The 17,944-nt window shown below is 40.1% G+C and carries 13 protein-coding genes; 2 read left to right on the top strand and 11 right to left on the bottom strand.

Annotation, left to right across the window (positions count from 1 at the left end; all coding sequences use genetic code 11):
- Positions 1–33 precede the first annotated feature (33 nt).
- Positions 34–2,544 (bottom strand): preprotein translocase subunit SecA, encoded by a 2,511-nt coding sequence (gene secA, locus JCM9152_RS13760; protein WP_035345414.1) that lies wholly within the window; start codon positions 2,542–2,544, stop codon positions 34–36.
- A 172-nt stretch (positions 2,545–2,716) separates the two neighbouring features.
- Here secA and JCM9152_RS13755 point away from each other — a divergent pair, with 172 nt between their 5' ends.
- Positions 2,717–3,367, top strand: coding sequence for a glycoside hydrolase domain-containing protein (locus JCM9152_RS13755; RefSeq protein WP_035345411.1), 651 nt, complete (start codon positions 2,717–2,719; stop codon positions 3,365–3,367).
- Between the two features lie 232 nt (positions 3,368–3,599).
- Here the strand turns inward: JCM9152_RS13755 and hpf are convergent, their stop codons facing one another.
- Both hpf and JCM9152_RS13745 read right to left on the bottom strand, forming a co-directional pair.
- Positions 3,600–4,160, bottom strand: coding sequence for a ribosome hibernation-promoting factor, HPF/YfiA family (gene hpf, locus JCM9152_RS13750; protein WP_035345408.1), 561 nt, complete (start codon positions 4,158–4,160; stop codon positions 3,600–3,602).
- 495 nt (positions 4,161–4,655) lie between these two features.
- Complete coding sequence (locus JCM9152_RS13745; RefSeq protein WP_035345405.1) at positions 4,656–4,853, bottom strand: cold shock domain-containing protein; 198 nt, start codon at positions 4,851–4,853, stop codon at positions 4,656–4,658.
- Between the two features lie 624 nt (positions 4,854–5,477).
- Here JCM9152_RS13745 and JCM9152_RS13740 point away from each other — a divergent pair.
- Positions 5,478–6,647, top strand: coding sequence for a sensor domain-containing protein (locus JCM9152_RS13740; protein ID WP_035345403.1), 1,170 nt, complete (start codon positions 5,478–5,480; stop codon positions 6,645–6,647).
- Between the two features lie 103 nt (positions 6,648–6,750).
- Here JCM9152_RS13740 and lacZ read toward each other — a convergent pair whose 3' ends face one another.
- From lacZ to JCM9152_RS13700, 8 genes are all read right to left on the bottom strand, one after another.
- Positions 6,751–9,864 (bottom strand): beta-galactosidase, LacZ type, encoded by a 3,114-nt coding sequence (gene lacZ / locus JCM9152_RS13735; RefSeq protein ID WP_035345401.1) that lies wholly within the window; start codon positions 9,862–9,864, stop codon positions 6,751–6,753.
- A gap of 17 nt (positions 9,865–9,881) precedes the next feature.
- Entirely contained in the window at positions 9,882–11,021 is a 1,140-nt protein-coding gene (locus JCM9152_RS13730; protein ID WP_035345398.1) for a glycoside hydrolase family 88 protein, read from the bottom strand.
- Positions 11,022–11,027: 6 nt separating this feature from the next.
- Positions 11,028–12,857, bottom strand: coding sequence for a heparinase II/III family protein (locus tag JCM9152_RS13725; protein ID WP_035345395.1), 1,830 nt, complete (start codon positions 12,855–12,857; stop codon positions 11,028–11,030).
- Positions 12,858–12,964: 107 nt separating this feature from the next.
- On the bottom strand, positions 12,965–14,002 hold the full coding sequence (locus tag JCM9152_RS13720; protein ID WP_035345392.1) for a LacI family DNA-binding transcriptional regulator: 1,038 nt from the start codon (positions 14,000–14,002) through the stop codon (positions 12,965–12,967).
- Between the two features lie 572 nt (positions 14,003–14,574).
- Entirely contained in the window at positions 14,575–14,937 is a 363-nt protein-coding gene (fliT, locus tag JCM9152_RS13715; RefSeq protein ID WP_035345390.1) for a flagellar protein FliT, read from the bottom strand.
- Entirely contained in the window at positions 14,937–15,335 is a 399-nt protein-coding gene (gene fliS, locus JCM9152_RS13710; RefSeq protein WP_035345387.1) for a flagellar export chaperone FliS, read from the bottom strand. Before fliS ends, fliT begins: the two co-directional genes overlap by 1 nt.
- Before the next feature lie 33 nt (positions 15,336–15,368).
- Positions 15,369–17,219: a flagellar filament capping protein FliD gene (gene fliD, locus JCM9152_RS13705; RefSeq protein WP_035345386.1), complete on the bottom strand. Its 1,851-nt coding sequence runs from the start codon at positions 17,217–17,219 to the stop codon at positions 15,369–15,371.
- A gap of 19 nt (positions 17,220–17,238) precedes the next feature.
- On the bottom strand, positions 17,239–17,607 hold the full coding sequence (locus JCM9152_RS13700; protein ID WP_035345383.1) for a flagellar protein FlaG: 369 nt from the start codon (positions 17,605–17,607) through the stop codon (positions 17,239–17,241).
- Between the last annotated feature and the right edge of the window lie 337 nt (positions 17,608–17,944).

The following is a 17,944-nucleotide window of genomic DNA, read 5'->3' as shown; positions in this document are numbered from 1 at the left end:
CCATTAAAGTTCCTCTACAGCATCAGCTGCTTCTTATGATCCACAACAATGCTTATATTTCTTCCCACTACCACACGTACAAGGATCATTACGTCCGACGGTTGTTCCTTTTCGGATTGGCATTTTCTTCTTCGGTTCCTGCTTCTCACTTTGCTGTACAGCCTTCCCTTCTGCTACCTTCTGACGTTCAAGATTCTGCTGTACTTGAGCTTTCATAATATACATCGATACTTCTTCTTCAATCGATGCAATCATCGCCTCAAACATTTCATACCCTTCAAAGCGATATTCACGCAATGGATCATTTTGACCATACGCACGCAAATGAATACCTTGACGTAATTGATCCATCTGATCAATATGATTCATCCATTTACGGTCAACCGTTCTAAGCATAATGACCTTTTCAAATTCACGCATATGCTCAGGAGTAAATGATTCTTCTTTTTTATTATAATCAGACGTTACCTTCTCGATGATTAATTCAATCATTTCTTCCGGATCTTTTCCTTTTAGTTCAGCTTCAGTTAGATCCTCTTCAACGAGCAAGTTTCCTTTTATATAATTGACAATCGCCGTTAAATCCCAATCCTCTGGCACTTCTGTCTCTGGTGTATGAAGTCCAACCGTACGTTCAATAACAGATTTAATCATATTTTCAACAATGCTGCGTAAGTTCTCCGACTCCAATACTTCCATACGCTGCTTGTAAATAATTTCACGTTGCTCACGCATGACATCATCGTATTGTAAAATTTGTTTACGTGCATCAAAGTTATTCCCTTCCACACGCTTCTGAGCTGTTTCAACCGCACGTGAAACAAGCTTACTCTCAATTGGTTGATCCTCTTCCATACCAAGACGTTCCATCATGGAACGCATATTATCTGAACCGAATCGCCGCATTAATTCATCTTCCATTGATAAGTAGAATTGAGTTGAACCAGGATCTCCTTGACGTCCTGAACGTCCACGAAGCTGATTATCAATTCGTCTACTTTCATGACGCTCTGTCCCTAATACGTGAAGACCACCTAGCTCTTTCACACCTTCGCCAAGTTTAATGTCCGTACCTCGCCCTGCCATATTTGTTGCAATCGTCACGGCTCCTTTTTGACCTGCATTTTCAATAATTTCAGCTTCGCGTTCATGATTTTTCGCATTCAGAACATGATGTGGGATTTTACGCTTTTTCAGCATTGTTGCAACAAGCTCTGATGTATCAACACTGACTGTACCAACGAGAACAGGTTGTCCTTTTTTATGGAGTTCTTCAATTTCTTTCACGACAGCCCTAAACTTCGCTTCCATCGTCTTATAAATTAAATCTGCTCGATCGTCCCGTGCAATTGGCTTATTCGTAGGAATGACCATAACATCCATTCCATAAATGTTGCGAAACTCTTCTTCCTCTGTTTTCGCTGTACCAGTCATCCCCGCAAGCTTCTGATAACGACGGAAATAGTTTTGGAATGTAATGGAGGCTAATGTCATGCTTTCCTTATGAATTTGCAAGCCTTCCTTTGCTTCAATCGCTTGGTGTAGTCCATCACTATAACGACGCCCCTTCATAAGACGACCCGTAAATTGGTCCACGATAACAACTTCGCCTTCTTCGACAACGTAATCCGTATCACGCAGCATGACAACATGTGCCTTCAACGATTGATTTAAGTGATGATTCAACTGGACATGCTTTTGATCGAATAAATTTTCAATTCCGAACGCACGCTCCGCTTTATTAACCCCTTCTTCTGTTAGCTGAACATTTTTTGTCTTCTCATCATACGTATAATCCTCTTCCTTCTTCATAACACGAATGAATTGATTCGCTTGTTGATACAACTGTGTCGAACGCTCAACGGATCCTGAAATGATAAGTGGCGTTCTTGCTTCATCGACTAAGATCGAATCAACCTCATCAACTAACGCAAAATGAAGCGGGCGCTGTACCATTTGCTCCTTGTAAAGCACCATATTATCACGTAAGTAATCAAAGCCAAGCTCATTATTCGTGCTATATGTAACATCTGCTGCATAAGCCTCCTGCTTCTCTTCTTTCGACAAGCCCGACTGATTCAATCCAACTGTTAACCCTAAAAATTGAAACAACTCACCCATCATTTCACAGTCGCGACGAGCTAAATATTCATTGACTGTTACAACGTGTACACCTTTTCCCGTGATCGCATTTAAATAAACAGGAAGTGTTCCAACTAGTGTTTTCCCTTCCCCAGTTTTCATTTCAGCAATATTTCCTTGGTGCAAGGCAATCGCCCCTAATAGCTGAACAGGATATGGAGTCATTTTCAATACTCGAGTGGAAGCCTCTCGAATCACCGCATAGGCCTCAACTAGCATACTATCTAAGCTTTCACCACGCTCGTAACGATTTTTAAAATCTGCTGTTTTTTGCTGGAGCTCGTGATCAGATTTCAACTTCATTTCTGAAGCGAGCGCTTCTATTTCCTCAACCAACTTTTCATTTTTCTTAAGCTGACGCTGGCTTGGATCACCAATTACTTTCTTCAATAGTCCTAGCATTGAATTCGTCCTCTCTCTTTCAGTTTACTCCTACGCAAACTTGAAGCTATACTTATTCATTATTTTATCAATAAACGTTTTCTCTTACAAGATAATGCCATGTTGATATTTGAAGTGGTATGAAGTCGACTGACTCTTGCATAAATATAGACAAAAAGGAGGAATCGATAATATGCTGTTAAATTGGGGAGTGGATTCCGCTAGTGCTGTTACAAACGAATTGTTAAATTGTGTCCGCACACAATTTGGGCAACCAGATTTTTGGGGGCGTTATTTACACACAATTGAGAATATTAGTGACGGCCTCTCAGCAGAGGAAATCCGTTTTATTCAAGATAACGAAATGAAGATCATGCCGATTTATAATAATTTCTCAGAGGCCGTCGGGACACGAGCAGGTTCCGTCGCAGCACGAAATGCTATTTTTCGTGCTAGGCAATTAGGAATAGGAGACGGCACATTTATTTTTGCGAACATTGAAAACTTCTTTCAAGTTGATGCTGACTGGATTATCGCTTGGGTGGAAGCCTTTTACACGAGCTCTTACCGTCCTGGTATGTATGCTGATCCTGATGAAGGTCCTTTTAATGAAGCCTATTGTCAAGCAACGGAAAGAAGCGAACTTGTTTTAGAACAATCAGTCATTTGGAGCGCCGAACCAGAGCCAGGACCCACAAGCAAAAGCGGTGCACCGAGACGCTTTCAGCCTAGTCGTCCTAATTGTTCAGCAAATGTATGGGCATGGCAATATGGTCGTGATGCCGATGCCTGTCCAATCGACACCGTTTTAATGGAATCACGACTTTATCAAACATTGACTTAACTAGAATGAACTTTACTTACTAGGGGCTTTTCTTATAAGTGTTGCATGGAGTCGTTGCAACTGGTTTAATATTTTTGAAAGCGGGATTTTTTCATAAAAATGCGTACGCTCTCCTATGAATTATTCCGCTAATTTCTTCGGTTACTCCCACACTTCCTTCCATAATTTATAAATTATGATTCTGCAAGAAAACCTCCACCAAAAACGGTGGAGGTTGATCATCTATGTGTTTTTACGCTTCTGGCTCAATTAAACCATATTTCCCATCTTTACGTTTATACACAACGTTCGTTGAGCCATTCACAGCATCTGAGAAGACAAAGAAATTATGTCCTAGCATGTCCATTTGTAAAATCGCTTCCTCAGCATCCATCGGCTTCAAATTAAAACGTTTCTTACGAACAATTTCCAATTCGTCATCATCAACAAGAGCCTCGCCATTTCCTTCAATGGGCTCAAGGTCATTTCTAAACATGTATTTCAAACTGCCCTCTTGACGAAATTTACGATTGACTTTCGTCTTATGCTTGCGGATTTGGCGTTCAAGCTTCTCCACAACGATATCAATGGCTGCATACATATCCGTATGCTTCTCTTCCCCGCGTAATAATAACTGTGGCATAGGGATTGTAATTTCAATCATATGTTGATTATTAAGAACTTGCATTCTCACATTTACATCAGCTACAGGCGTTGTATCAAAATAACGCTCAAGCTTCCCTACCTTTTTCTCCACATAATCGCGAAGTGCTGGAGTTACTTCTAAGTTTTCACCACGAATATTGTATTTCATCTTGAACTCCTCCTTTTCTAACTATAGTATTCTATATACCCCAAACGAACTCCTTCTTAAACATTAAAATTTTTTAGAATATTTCGATTCGTTGAACAATTTGTGGCAATTCCTCGAAAAGCATGCTTTGTTGGCGTTTCATATACCCTTGCCTTTCACAAATGAACAGGAATTTAGTGGAAACATTAGAAAAAGTCCACCGGAGAGACAAAAGGAATCCTTATTCCTCTAAATCAGGGAAATCCCTCTACCTGAGAAGAAAAGGGAATCCTCATTCCGATATTTAAGCAAATTAAGTCCAAAAGGAGCCACAAAAGCCGATATAGAGGAATGTGGAACCGTAACGACACGAAAAAGTGAACTAGAGTAAAAATAGAGGAATAAAGAACCGCATACAGCACACGAGCCTATCTAGACACGAAAAAGCCTATCCCGGATTCCAGGATAGGCCTATTGTTTGTTTAGCTATCATTCATTTCCAAACAGGAATGTGAATTAAAGCTTAACTACGTTCGCAGCTTGAGGTCCACGAGCACCTTCAACAATTTCAAATTCAACGTCTTGACCTTCGTCTAAAGATTTGAATCCTTCTGCGTTGATAGCTGAGAAGTGTACGAATACATCATCTCCGTCTTCGCGCTCGATAAATCCAAAACCTTTTTCTGCATTAAACCATTTTACTTTTCCTTGCATGCTTTCACATTCCCTTCGTAACTAAATTACTGTGGTATTTCCACAGTTTTACTATAACAGCGCTTTAATCCATTGTCAAACGGTTTCAAGACCTAAAAAATCGCGATATTCTGCGTTTTTCGGCAAAGTTTCGCATCTATTATGATAGCGCTTTCTTATTACTCTTCCTTTCTCGCTTTCTTGTATCACTTTCAACAAAACCAATTTTTTGAAACTTTTTACAAAAAATTATAAAATGTATTGAATTGTTACAAATTAACCAGTATAATATACTTAGAGATTCAATATTCATACAGTCAACTAAAATGGAATAAATAAATATACTTACCCCACTCTTGTCACTGCAGGTTTCACCCCCTGCTTCTCGAGTGTTATGTGTATAAGATCCTCAGTTAAACCTCACCCCGTACATATTTCTTATACACATAAAACAAACCGCTCCTTAGTATTTAAGAAGCGGTTTTTCTATATTTCCATCCTTTTTTAGTAACAACATTTCTACAAGTCCACTGAACTCCTTATTAAATAGGAAATAAGTATTCTCCACTTTTTACGTTACAACCTCCTATTACTATGATACTATTATACCGTATTCCTATTCATTAATAGAAAAGAGTGAGAAAGATGATATATATTGGGCAAATGGTTGCAATCGGCTATAGTTTAATATTGATTATCTTAATGATCCTCTTCAGTCAAATATCCAGTATTCCGTTATTTCTATTATTTGCAATCGTATTCATGTTTATTAATTGGTTACTAGGAAAATGGGTGGATTCATTAAGACACGAACGTCAGCAACTCTATTGGAAGGGAAAGCATTTACTAACACTTAATACTGCTTTACAAAAAAGTAAGCATTCCCTCCAACAGCTTTATACAAGCATTGATATTATGATTTTTACGTACGATCTAACTTCTAACCAATTATATGTGTCCAAGGGCGTCGAAGAGCTTTTCGGAATTTCAAAACAAACGCTACAAATTCACCCTGAGAAATTACAAGAATTCGTTCACCCAGATGATGAAAGTAAATTTATCAAAACACTGACGCAATTACATCTAGGAAAGAGCATAAATGCAAAATACCGTATTCTAAAAAACGACCACGATATAATATGGATTCATATGAAAGCCACACCTATTTTTAATTCTAAAAAGATGGTCGAGAAAGTAAACGGTACGATCCTTGACATTACCGAAGAAAAACAATTAGAGGCTAAACTAAGAAAGCTTGCTTATTTTGATGAACTGACAGAATTGCCAAATCGTCTATACCTCCAAAGAAACTTAAAGAAAGTATTAGCTAAAGCTAAGCGGCGTCAATATCACGTCACACTAGCCTTTATTGATTTAGATGGATTTAAAAAAGTAAATGATAAACTCGGTCACGACTCAGGTGACCTTTTATTACAAGAAGTCGCCAAACGATTATCGAACGTCATACGTGAAGAGGATTTACTCGCTCGACTTGGTGGGGATGAATTTATCATTGTATTTGAAGATACAGAAGAGGATGTTATTAAGCATATCGCTGAACGAATTCTCTCTACAGTAAGTGAACCTTTCACCTTAAAAGATCAAGATGTTTCCGTTTCACCTAGCATAGGCATAAGCCAATATCCGAATGACAGTAATGATATTGAATCCTTAATGAATGCTGCTGATCAGGCAATGTACTATGCGAAACGAAGAGGCAAAAATTCCTTCCACATTTATGATTCTTCAGTCGATTATAACGACCAAAAGAAGCTTCCCTTGATGGATCGACTTATGAATACATTTACTCGCTAGGCTTTTATTTTTGATCACAAACGCAAATTTTGTCGATTCCCCTCATGTAATGTTGAAAAAACATACGCAGCAAGCTCCTGAGAGCTTGCTGACTTGTTGTTTATTATTTCCTGATACCTTTTAACTCATAAGTAAATGTGTACGTCTTATCGGTATATAGCGTAAATTCTGGATGCGTAATCGCTCCCCAGCTATCATCTCCACCTACACCCATTTGTTGTTCATTGACACGTACGCAAACCTGTTTACTTTTTGGAAGCTTATAAGTATGATCATTCTTCTCAAGCTCTTTTGGCGTATAAGGTAATGCATTAAATTCAATCGCCGGCAACCCTTTTATCATCAATCCTATTCCACGATCATTCACAAGAGTTGCCCACCTGACATCTGTTTTATTGCCACATTCTTGCGGCTTTAAATACGGAACAAACTGCTCTTCCACAGTTCCTTCATAGACACCTAACTTTGCTCCAGTCTTTTTATCACAATAGCTTTCATGTGGTCCCCGACCATACCACGATAGATTCTGATAGTCCTGATCCATAGTGAACAACATACCGACAGCTGGAATTTCGGGCAAGTCTTCACCTGGGACAAGCTGCTGTCTCACCCGAACCGTTCCATCATCGGAAATCGTATAAACGACCTTGCACGTTGAGTTGCTCGTCGTATGCAAAACGAATGTCGCTTCAATGACAAACTTGTCAGCTTCTCCTGAAAAAGTAAAAGAGGTCAGCTCTCGTTCCTCACTTGCCTGTCTCCACGTTTGACTACGCTCATTAAGCTTATTTCCACGATCGTTATCTGTCATAGCTCGCCAGAAATAAGGTGTAGGCGCTGACTTCACTAGCTCTTCGCCCGCAAACAAATACGAAATCATCTCACCCGTCTCCCGTTGAAAACGAATCCGCGCTTCCCCTGCTTCGAATGTTACAAACTCGGCCTCCTCCTTTACTTGAACAGTCCCTTCCTGCTTCATAGTATTCTTATCTTCAACAGACGAAGACGATAACACAAATTGCTCAAACGCTACCTCATGCCCTGCCTTTGCCCAGCTCATATTCTCTCTTAAGACGAATGATGCATTTACAATATACTCTGACTGATCTGATTGAATCGTCTCGAAGTTCTCAAGGCTTACTTCCTGCGACTGACCAGCTGCAACGTTCACAACCTGCTCACCTCTAGCAACCTCTTGACCATCCTTTAGCAGCTGCCATGTTAGCACATAATCAGCTAAGTTAGAGAACAAAAAGAGATTGCTCACATGAATTCGTCCATTGGCGATGTCGACATCACGGAATCGGACATTTTGATAACATTTTTTCACTTCAGCTAATTTTGGACTTACTTGACCATCAGCAAAAATTAAACCATTCCCTGAAAAGTTCCCATCATGTGGGGATTCACCAAAATCTCCACCATATGCTAAATATTCAGTCCCATCGGATGTCCTTGTTTTCAACGCTTGATCCTTCCAGTCCCAAATGAAGCCACCTTGTAAAATTGGATATTGATCAAAGAGCTCCGTATATTTAAACAAATTTCCACACGAATTGCCCATCGCATGGCTGTATTCGCATAAAATATACGGTTTCCCTTCATTTTCGCCTCGTTCCGCTTGCTTCGCATACTCCTCAACGGCATGAGGGCGAATATACATCGTACTTTCTACATCTGAGGCTGCATCAGATTTTCGATAATGGAACGTTCCTTCATAATGGATGATTCGTGTAGGATCTTGTTCTTTTAAATGTTGGCTCATCTTCAAGAAATTATCCCCACCGAATGATTCATTTCCTAATGACCACATTACAATGGACGGATGGTTCTTATCGCGCTGAAGCATCGAGTTGCAACGATCGACGACATTATTTGCCCACTCAGGCCGACTACCCGGAACGGTTTCTTCAAGCTCCTTCTGCCCATATTTCCACGTTCCGTGTGTCTCCAAATTCGTCTCATCTATGACATACAACCCGTACTCATCACACAAATCATACCATAGTGGATGATTGGGATAATGCGATGTACGAACGGAATTAATATTGTACGCCTTCATCAGCTGAACATCATGAACCATATCCTCATACGTAACAGCACGTCCTTTATCTGCAGCAAATTCATGACGGTTGACTCCTTTAAAGACAACACGCTGCCCGTTCACCTTAATCAAGCCATCCTTAATTTCAACAGCGCGGAAGCCCACTCGACAGCTTTGTGCTTCAATTAGATTTCCAGAGTCATCCTCCAACGCTAATACGAGCGTATACAAATTCGGGTATTCTGCACTCCACTTTTCTGGATTTTCAACAAAGGCTTGAATCGACACTTGCCCACTAGCAACAGCGAACTCAGCAATGACAACCTCTTGATCGTCACGATCAAACAACGTTGCTTTTAACGTTAATCCTGATAATGACTCTTCATCATAATGAGAGACGTCTGCATCAATGCATAAGTGAGCATTACGATATTGCTGATCTAGCTCAGTCCGCACAAAGAAATCCTTGACATGAGCTACAGGTGTTGAATATAGATAAACGTCACGGAAAATACCACTCATCCGCCAAAAATCCTGATCCTCAAGCCAACTCGCATCACACCATCTGTACACCTCAACCGCTAGTTTGTTTTCCCCATCTTGTAAATAAGGCGTCAGGTCAAAGTCAGCAGGTGTAAACGTATCCTCGCTATAACCGACAAACTCCCCATTCACCCACACATAGAACGCCGATTCGACTCCTTGAAAGCTAATATAGACAGGCTGACCCGTCCATTGGTCAGGAACAGTAAACGTCCGAACATACTGACCGACTGGATTGTATTCTATTGGGGCATATGGAGGCTTAATATCCTCTTGCTCCTCCCACGGATAACGTACATTCGTATAATGCGGATAATCATAGCCCTGTAGCTGCCAATGTCCAGGTACTTGTATATCATCCCACTGCTCATAGTCAAAATCCGCTTGATAAAATGTTAAACTTCGATCTGATGGCTTCTCAACATGGTGAAATTTCCACGTACCATTTAATGACTCATAAAAAGGTGAAGACTCTCTCTTTCCTTTTAACGCTTCTTCAACCGAATGATACGAAATCGCTGTCGCATGAGCAGGTAAACGATTTAACTGAAAAATCTCTGGATTGTTGTTCCACTCGGGATAACCATTCTTCGGTGGAGTATACTGAAATTTATTTACACGTTTTAGCATCAAGATCCCTCTTTTCTTCAACATTTTTTAAGATAACCAAAATAACTCCTTATTCCTCGTAGCCTTGCAATTCCTTCAACAAAATAATAGTCACCGTAAATGAGTGGTTTATCAACATTGCTTTGTTCAGGATAATGACCTGTTCCGTGGAGAAGCAGGCCATCTTCACTTTCATTTTCCCAATCACCATAACGTTCATATAATGAGTGTAAGATCCTCTCACCAGCACGCTTATATGGCGTTACCTCCTGAGATTCGACTTGATCAGCTAACAACAATAGTCCACACGCCGCAATCGCTCCCGCTGAGGAATCACGATAATGAGGAACATCATCAGGTAAGCGGAAGTCCCAATGAGGGACATGATCATCAGGTAAATGGGCGATAAAGAAATGCGCGACCTTCTTCGCTGCTTGTAAGTATTTGTGATCATTCGTATGAGCATATGCAAGGGCAAAACCATATACCGCCCACGCGGTTCCTCTTGACCAAGCTGAATGTGGGGCGTAGCCTTGCCCCCCAACAAACTCGACTCTCTCACCTGTCTCTGGATCAAAGTTAACAATATGATGGACAGAGCCATCCTCTTCGATAAAATGCTCCAATACCGTATTCGCATGACGAGTGGCAATTGCTCTGTAACGAGGATCACCTGTCTCCTTAGAAGCCCAAAATAGTAACGGCAAATTCATCATACAATCAATAATCGCAAAGCCTGTATTTTCATCACCTTCAAACCACGGATTCCACGCACGAATATAATTCCCATTCGCATTAAATCGTCCCATTAGCAAATTAGCGACTAATAACGCCCTTCTCCGGGAATCTTTTTCCCCTAATAGCTTATAACGAGCGACACTTGTTAACGTCCACATAAAACCCATATCATGATCAAGTCGATCAAAGCCTGTAATCACTTCATCTAATTGCCGCTCACATTTCTCAGCAATCGCCTTGAACGACTCGTCTTTCGTTTCACGATACACAAGCCAAAGCTGTCCAGGCCAAAAACCCGCCGTCCACCAATGTGGATCAGCGCACTCATATGTACCACCCACACTCACATGGGGAAAACGCGCTCCTATTTTCTTTGCGGTTCTTTCTAATTTCACCGTAATATGTGACCATGCTTTCTCTAACCATTGCTGTTCAGCCATTCTCCTTCACCCTTTCTTCTCAAATCGACATTCGAAATAGATGTATGACTCATCCATCGGTCTTCTTACGATAAAATCCAATGCAACAACTTGCTCTTGTTCACCAAAATGATTGGAAAATGATAAAACCTGCTCACTAAAATGAAGTAACTGTTCATCATAGGTGATTCGTAAGCACTGATCATCCCCGACTAATAACACAGCTCCAACTTCTTTCTTGACCTTTTGAACCTGTGTCAGAAACCGACTAACGAATGAAATAGGCCGATCTGCTGAATACGTGTCCTCAATGGTTAAAGCCGGTGACCCTGACTTCTTCCACTTATACGACCTTACTAGCTGTTGTACATATTCCAAACCGTAAGCAGCAGCAAATTCAATTTCCACCTCATCACACTGATCATTCTCAACAACCTGAAATGAGCTCGCTCGATGAAGAGCACCAGCCTTTTGATGGTGACCATTTACTATCGGCACCGAATGCCCGTGAGAACCATTACACAAATACGAATAACGCTCTTTACTGAAATAACGCTTTGTGTATTCCCCACTTCCTAAATCAGTAAGGAAGATATCCTTCCCACACGCTACGATACATTGAGCAATGTCATTATGGTTATGAGGCTCATCATTATGGCCACCTTTTGTTGTAAACGCATACAACTTGCCGTTTGCTTTATGTCTTGATACAAACCATTGAGCCTTCTCTAAATAATAACTTTCAAGTGACCACGGCTCTCCTTTTATATCAGCTTGAAGCCAAAGAATTTCTCGAATAACAGGAGCCCAGCGACTGCAATGATCATCCGTATACTTCGCCCGCCACTCCTCCTTCGGTATATCGACATCGGAAAATTGTTGATGCAAATAATGTGTCAACCCTACCCAAACGTTCCCTGTCGCAACAGAGTCAGAAAAGCGAACCGTTCGATTCCCTATCAAAAAAGCCTTCTGCTGAAACAAGGCGATCTGATGCACCTTCTCCGACTGCATCAAATCAATCTGTCCGGCTGTTTTCTTTTTTAATAAGTCGGCAAAATAAACATAAAATCCAAATCCATATTGCCAATAGCTATACCCTTCTAAACAAGCACCATCATCATAAAAGCCTGACAAATACGATTCCATCGCCTTCATAACCTTTGTTACGACCGTCGCCAATTCATGATCATCTTCCAAACTATAAATCGCCACTGACCCAATCGAACCAGCACAAACCGCAGCCCAATTATGATCCGCCAGCTCCCAGTGGTACGAATAATGGTAGAAGGGCTTCAACACTCGCCGTCTCACTTCTTCCTTTATTCGCTTGCGAATAAGAGGAGAAAGTGATGAATCGAGCAAAACGTCGATTTCGGTTAAGGCAAAAGCGGTTTCAGCGGCAAATAGATCAACCCCTCTCCACTCTATCTTCGCCTCTTGTAAACGCAGTGAGCTTTTATCCTCATTAGACAAATGCGCTGGTAAGCACCATGAATATTCATTACAAATGGACCAAATCGTCTCATGTAAGTTTGCTAGATTCTCCTCATTCTTCGGCTCAAGCAATACCATCAGTGCAAACGTATTTAATCGTCGCCTTCTTTCAAAATAAGCTGCTTCGTATTCTTTACGAGAGCCTGTTTGTGAAAAGAGTACGAAGAGGGAGTATGGGAGGTTAGGCATTTCTGACTCCCTTAATCGTACATGTTCTTTTTTCACTTCTTCAAGAATAGCTTGATACGTATTCATTTTTTGAATTCGTTGGAAAAACTGTTCCTTCCCTTCATGCGAAGAGAACCAATTTTCGATCGGTGCATATGAATGAAGCTTGCTCATCAGCTCTTCATGTTTCATATTGTTCCCTCAGCTCTTTCTTAAAAAATGTACAACCGTTCTTCATGGAACCCTCTCATCATTTGAAACCGGTTTCATTTATCGTAACATAGAGGAATCCTATGTTGTCAATTCTTTTTTGGTATAGATTTGCAAGATTTACGAATGATTAACGAAGTGGGCACGACCGTCTCCTTTACCACTTCTTTTTCTTCGATTAAATCTACTAATCGATTGATTGCTGTTTCTCCTAATCGATCATAATTTTGCGAGACCGTCGTTATTCCAGGTGGGAAATGCTGCGCTAAATAAATATCATCGAAACCAGCAACAGACATATCGTCTGGGATGGATAAACCATACTTTTGAAACTGAATAATTGCACCCATCGCAACAAAATCATTCACACAAAGAACCGCTGTCGGCTTTTCATCTAAACTCATCAGCTTTGCAGCCGCTTCCTCTCCCGATTCAATCGTAAAATTAGAAGAGATCACCCAATCATCGACAACTTCCATTCCTTGCTTCCTCAGCTCTTCTTTAAACGTTTCAATTTTCATTTCTGTTGATGTAATCCCGCAAACCCCACCAAGAAAGCCTATTTTTTCATGCCCGTGATTTTTACACAATTCAACTAGCTGCCGAACACCTGAGGCTTCATCTGTTCGCACAACATGAGCATCAACTCCTGGCATTTGGCCATTCACAAACAATACCGGGGCACGCTCCATGATTGCATTCATTTCAGCGACATAACTAGGTTTCACATCAACGGCATTAATCCGTCCGCCTAAGAACACAATCCCATCAACTTGTTTTTCTAACAATGCATGTAAATACTTCGATTCCATTTCACTATCATTCATCGTATTGCAAACAAACGATGTATAGCCCGCATCAAGTGCATGCGCTTCCCCCTTTAACACAAATGTCGAGAAAAAAGGATGGTTAATGTCTGGTAAAATAAAGCCAATCATTTTAGTTTTCTTTTGCAATAAGCTTCTCGCTAATCCATTCGGCTTAAAATTGTACTTCTCAATCACAGCTGTAATCTTCTTCATCGTCGTGGGCTTTACTTTCGCATTACCTGTTAAAACCCTTGAAACAGTAGCAGGTGACACTTGTGCCTCTTTTGCTATATCGTAAATCGTCACACCCTTTTTCATACAAACCTCTCCCTACTTAGCTTAAGGGCATTAAGTTTCGGTGGCCTTCTTAGCTTTTGGCTATAGTATAGCACAAAATCACTCATTCGAAATCGGTTTCATCATTGTTAAAAAGGGTTATTCTCATTCCTCTAAATCAAGGAAAATCCGCTTCCAGAGAAGAATGTGTAATCGTCATTCCTCTATTTGAGCTATATGAGACCAAATAGAACCTTAATAACCGAAATAGAGGAATGAGGAACCGTCAAAACATGAAAAAATGAAAGAAAGGAGAAATAAGGGAATGAGGATTCCCATACTATCACACATGCATGGCAACCTCCACAGACAAATAATGTGAACCCCATTTTGGGGATTCCCACAACCACGGAATTTCCCACTTTAGATTAGATGAAGATTCTTTCCATGTTTTTCAACAAAACGATTCCACTATTCAAAATAGACACGTCATAAAATGTTTGTATCCATATTGTCCTATACCCGAAAAGTATAAAATAAGCATTTATAAATTCTGATTATGAAAATAAGCTCGACCTCAACATATCTCTATGCTGAAATCGAGCTTCTCTCATTCAAACCCCACGCTTATCGAAAAAGATCCCTTCTGAGGTTGGGCCATCATATGGGTTATCGTATTTGCGTCCAGTTTGTTTCTTCCTTTTCGTCTGTTCAATATCTCTCTGTATTTCTCGATTCTTAGATGCGAGTAATTCTGAGATTTCTTCATTCATCATGATGATTTCTTTCGCTAATTCCTTTTCGTCATCCGTTACTGGTGGACGATCGATTTGCTTAATGAGAGCTTCTCTAACATCTAACTTTGTCTCTAGTTCACTTATGAACTGATCACGTTTATCTGGATCCTCTGGCAAATCCGTCTTCAAAAACGTTAATAACGTTTGAGATTCTTCATGATTCTTTTTAATTACCGACATTAGGCTTTTCCACCTTCACCATGTCTCTCCTTACGATCTAACTGAATAACTTCTTTCCACATATCGCGAAATTGAATAACAAGTTCCTCAGCATCGTGCAAAGCCTTTACATCATTCTTAACGTTAGCTTCTATTAAACGATTTAAAATAAAATCATAAAGCCTCATCATATTTTCAGAAGCTTCTGAGTCCATCTTTAATGTGACCATTAATTCACGGATAATATCTTGAGCACGTTGAATGGAGTGACTTCTAGCTTCAACATTGTTTTCCTCAATTGCTTTGTTCGCTTGCTTAATAAATTTCAAACAACCATTGTATAACATTAATGTTAATTCACCAGGTGAAGCGGTCTGCATTGAATTTTTCTTATAAACTGACTGTAGCTGAGTTGCCATATACGAATTCACCCTTCTCCTAATTTAAAATCATTATCTCATTGGCATTAATGCAGAAAATAGCGTTTCAGCCTGCTGATTGGCTCTTGCCATTGCAGCTTCCATTGCATTAAATTGTCTCCAATAGCGGTCTTCTACCATTGTCAACCTACGTTCAAAATCAGAAATACGATCATTTAAATCATTTAAATTACGACCTAACGTATACTGATGCGGCTGCATTCTTCCCTTAAAACCACCTGCACGTTCAGCTAACGTCGTAATACCATTATCTACAGAGTTTCTAATTCGACGTGCAATCCCTTGCTCATTAGCTGGGCCATCAGATTCTCCCCCCGCAAATAATTGGAAGACACCTTCTGCATCTGCTTCAATGGCTTGACGTAGCTTTTCTTCATTAATTTCCAACTTACCACCCTGTAAATAATCTCGAGTAGTCGTAATACCGATCGTCGTTAATTGATTAAATACCGTTTCAAGTTCCCCATTAACCGGAGTATACATATCCATTCTCATTTTATCAAGAATAGATCTGAGTGCAGGATCTCTACTTAACAATCCACTTCGAGCTCGTTCTTCCCACTTTTCAATTTCGTCTTCAGACATCGCTGCTCGCTGCTCATCTGTCAAAGGCCTATAATCACGATTACGGTTTTCACTTAGCTTTCCATTCATATGATCAAGAAGCTCATTATACTCATCAACGAAGCTCTTAATCGTATTCATTACTCTGTCCGTATCAGTTGAAGCATTAAGCGTGACCTCTTGAGTAAATTCTTCCTTAAGTGTAACAGTCATACCTGAAACTGTGAACGTATTCGACTGTCTAGACGTTTCAAGTCCGTTCATCGTAAATCTTGCATTTTGTGCTGCGGTTTCTTGCTCTGAGTCAAGTTTAAATAGCTCAGTAAACAAAGCACCATCGAATCGCATTTCACCTGTAAAACCTTCCGTTCCCTCTGCATTTGGATTAAATTGTCCAGTTTGAGTTCTTGATACGGATACTTTCCCCGTTTCTTGATCATAAAACCCATTGACACCTGCTGAAGAACGATTCAATTGGCTGAATACAGATGTTAACGACTGGTTTCCTCTAACGACAAATTTATCATTAATTTCACCATTTCGGTCATACGTTGTCACATTTCCAGTTGTATAATGATATGCGGCATGAGTGGCATCCGCTGGTGCTTCTGTTATATAAGTAACCGATACAGACGCCTCTCTAGCAATATCATTCTTAAACTGCAATGTACCTTCATTAGCATTAAAATAGACTAACTGTTCTCCATCAGGTCCATCAAGGTCACTAGCATCTTCCGTAATATGGTACAAACGTCCATTTACCTTCACAACTGCGTCCTCGGGATTAATAATCGTTTCATCACCAGGATTTAAAGAAACAACATTAGAAGCAGAAGACATTCTAATCGTTTCATCTCTAACAATCCCTTTTTTCCATACGGTTTCACTATCAGCATTAAATGGTTGATCCATTAGAAATTGCGTAGTAGAAAGCTGTTCACCTTCTTGTGTAATCCGTCCTGTACTGTTATTAGACGCTGCTGTGGCAAGCTGCGTAACCTTGCTGATTCGTAGCGACATATTACCTGCTTCTGAATTAGCAGTAGCTGACACTAAACCAGAATTTGTACTTGAAACTGTTTTTGCAAGCATATTTGATGGTCGTAAGATCGTATCAAAAATATTAGTATGAAATGTATTTAATTTACGGTTGATCTCACGATAATCCTCTGTCTTCCATTCAATCGCTTGGCGATCTTGGATCAACTTGTCAACTGGAATACGACGAGCTCTCATTAAATCACTAACGATTTGTTCAATGTCCATCCCACTGGAAAAACCAGTCATTCTCATTACCATAATTTAATTCCCTCCTAGATTAAATCCTTTTATCAACAAGCAACCCTACCTGCTTCAACATAGACGCAAACATATCGAGAAAATCTTCTGGAGGCACTTCACGAATAACCTCTTCCGTTTGTCGATCTACTACTTGCACATACAAACGATTCAAATCATCATGTATATGAAATTTATAAGATTTCTGACTTACTTCTAAGAAATCATTCATTACTTCAACCTGTTCTTCTAAATAAGTTCTATTATAGCGTTCTTCCTTTGCTTGGGGTAATACTGATTCTTTTTGCTTTAGATCATGTTGTACGACTTCTACGGCTTCATTCGTCAATGGTTTATGCGAGAATACACTAGATGTTGTAATTGACGAGTTTGATGTCTGGATACTCATCCACTTTTCCTCCTAAACTCGCTCATTTTTCTATTATATCGGCTTGTCATTCACTTTTTTTAAGTAATAACAAAGAAAAAGCTTAACGATATTCGTTAACGACAAAATCTTGCAAAAGCGAGACAAGTCGACAGGTTTTTTTTATTAGTCGTCAGGGTGCGTCTCTTCGACCTCGCTACCGGGATGGGAGGCACGCTTTCCGCAGGTGGGCGTTGAACTCCCTCAGTTAGATAGATATATCTTTCAAATGCTCACTTATTCGCAGGATTTCAAACCACTTGTTCGTACTATGACTGATTAATGGATTGATTTTAGAGCGTAAGAGCTACATGAAGGT

It is taken from the genome of Halalkalibacter hemicellulosilyticusJCM 9152, assembly GCF_000513115.1.
Taxonomy (GTDB): Bacteria; Bacillota; Bacilli; order Bacillales; family Bacillaceae_D; genus Halalkalibacter; species Halalkalibacter hemicellulosilyticus.
Note: the sequence above shows the minus strand (reverse complement) of the source record. Positions and strands in the feature narration are given on the sequence as shown.

Coding starts and splice junctions, on each gene's coding strand:
- secA (WP_035345414.1), bottom strand. CDS start 2,544: ATGCTAGGACTATTGAAGAAAGTAATTGGTGATCCAAGCCAGCGTCAG.
- JCM9152_RS13755 (WP_035345411.1), top strand. CDS start 2,717: ATGCTGTTAAATTGGGGAGTGGATTCCGCTAGTGCTGTTACAAACGAA.
- hpf (WP_035345408.1), bottom strand. CDS start 4,160: ATGAAATACAATATTCGTGGTGAAAACTTAGAAGTAACTCCAGCACTT.
- JCM9152_RS13745 (WP_035345405.1), bottom strand. CDS start 4,853: ATGCAAGGAAAAGTAAAATGGTTTAATGCAGAAAAAGGTTTTGGATTT.
- JCM9152_RS13740 (WP_035345403.1), top strand. CDS start 5,478: ATGATATATATTGGGCAAATGGTTGCAATCGGCTATAGTTTAATATTG.
- lacZ (WP_035345401.1), bottom strand. CDS start 9,864: ATGCTAAAACGTGTAAATAAATTTCAGTATACTCCACCGAAGAATGGT.
- JCM9152_RS13730 (WP_035345398.1), bottom strand. CDS start 11,021: ATGGCTGAACAGCAATGGTTAGAGAAAGCATGGTCACATATTACGGTG.
- JCM9152_RS13725 (WP_035345395.1), bottom strand. CDS start 12,857: ATGAAACATGAAGAGCTGATGAGCAAGCTTCATTCATATGCACCGATC.
- JCM9152_RS13720 (WP_035345392.1), bottom strand. CDS start 14,002: ATGAAAAAGGGTGTGACGATTTACGATATAGCAAAAGAGGCACAAGTG.
- fliT (WP_035345390.1), bottom strand. CDS start 14,937: ATGTCGGTAATTAAAAAGAATCATGAAGAATCTCAAACGTTATTAACG.
- fliS (WP_035345387.1), bottom strand. CDS start 15,335: ATGGCAACTCAGCTACAGTCAGTTTATAAGAAAAATTCAATGCAGACC.
- fliD (WP_035345386.1), bottom strand. CDS start 17,219: ATGGTAATGAGAATGACTGGTTTTTCCAGTGGGATGGACATTGAACAA.
- JCM9152_RS13700 (WP_035345383.1), bottom strand. CDS start 17,607: ATGAGTATCCAGACATCAAACTCGTCAATTACAACATCTAGTGTATTC.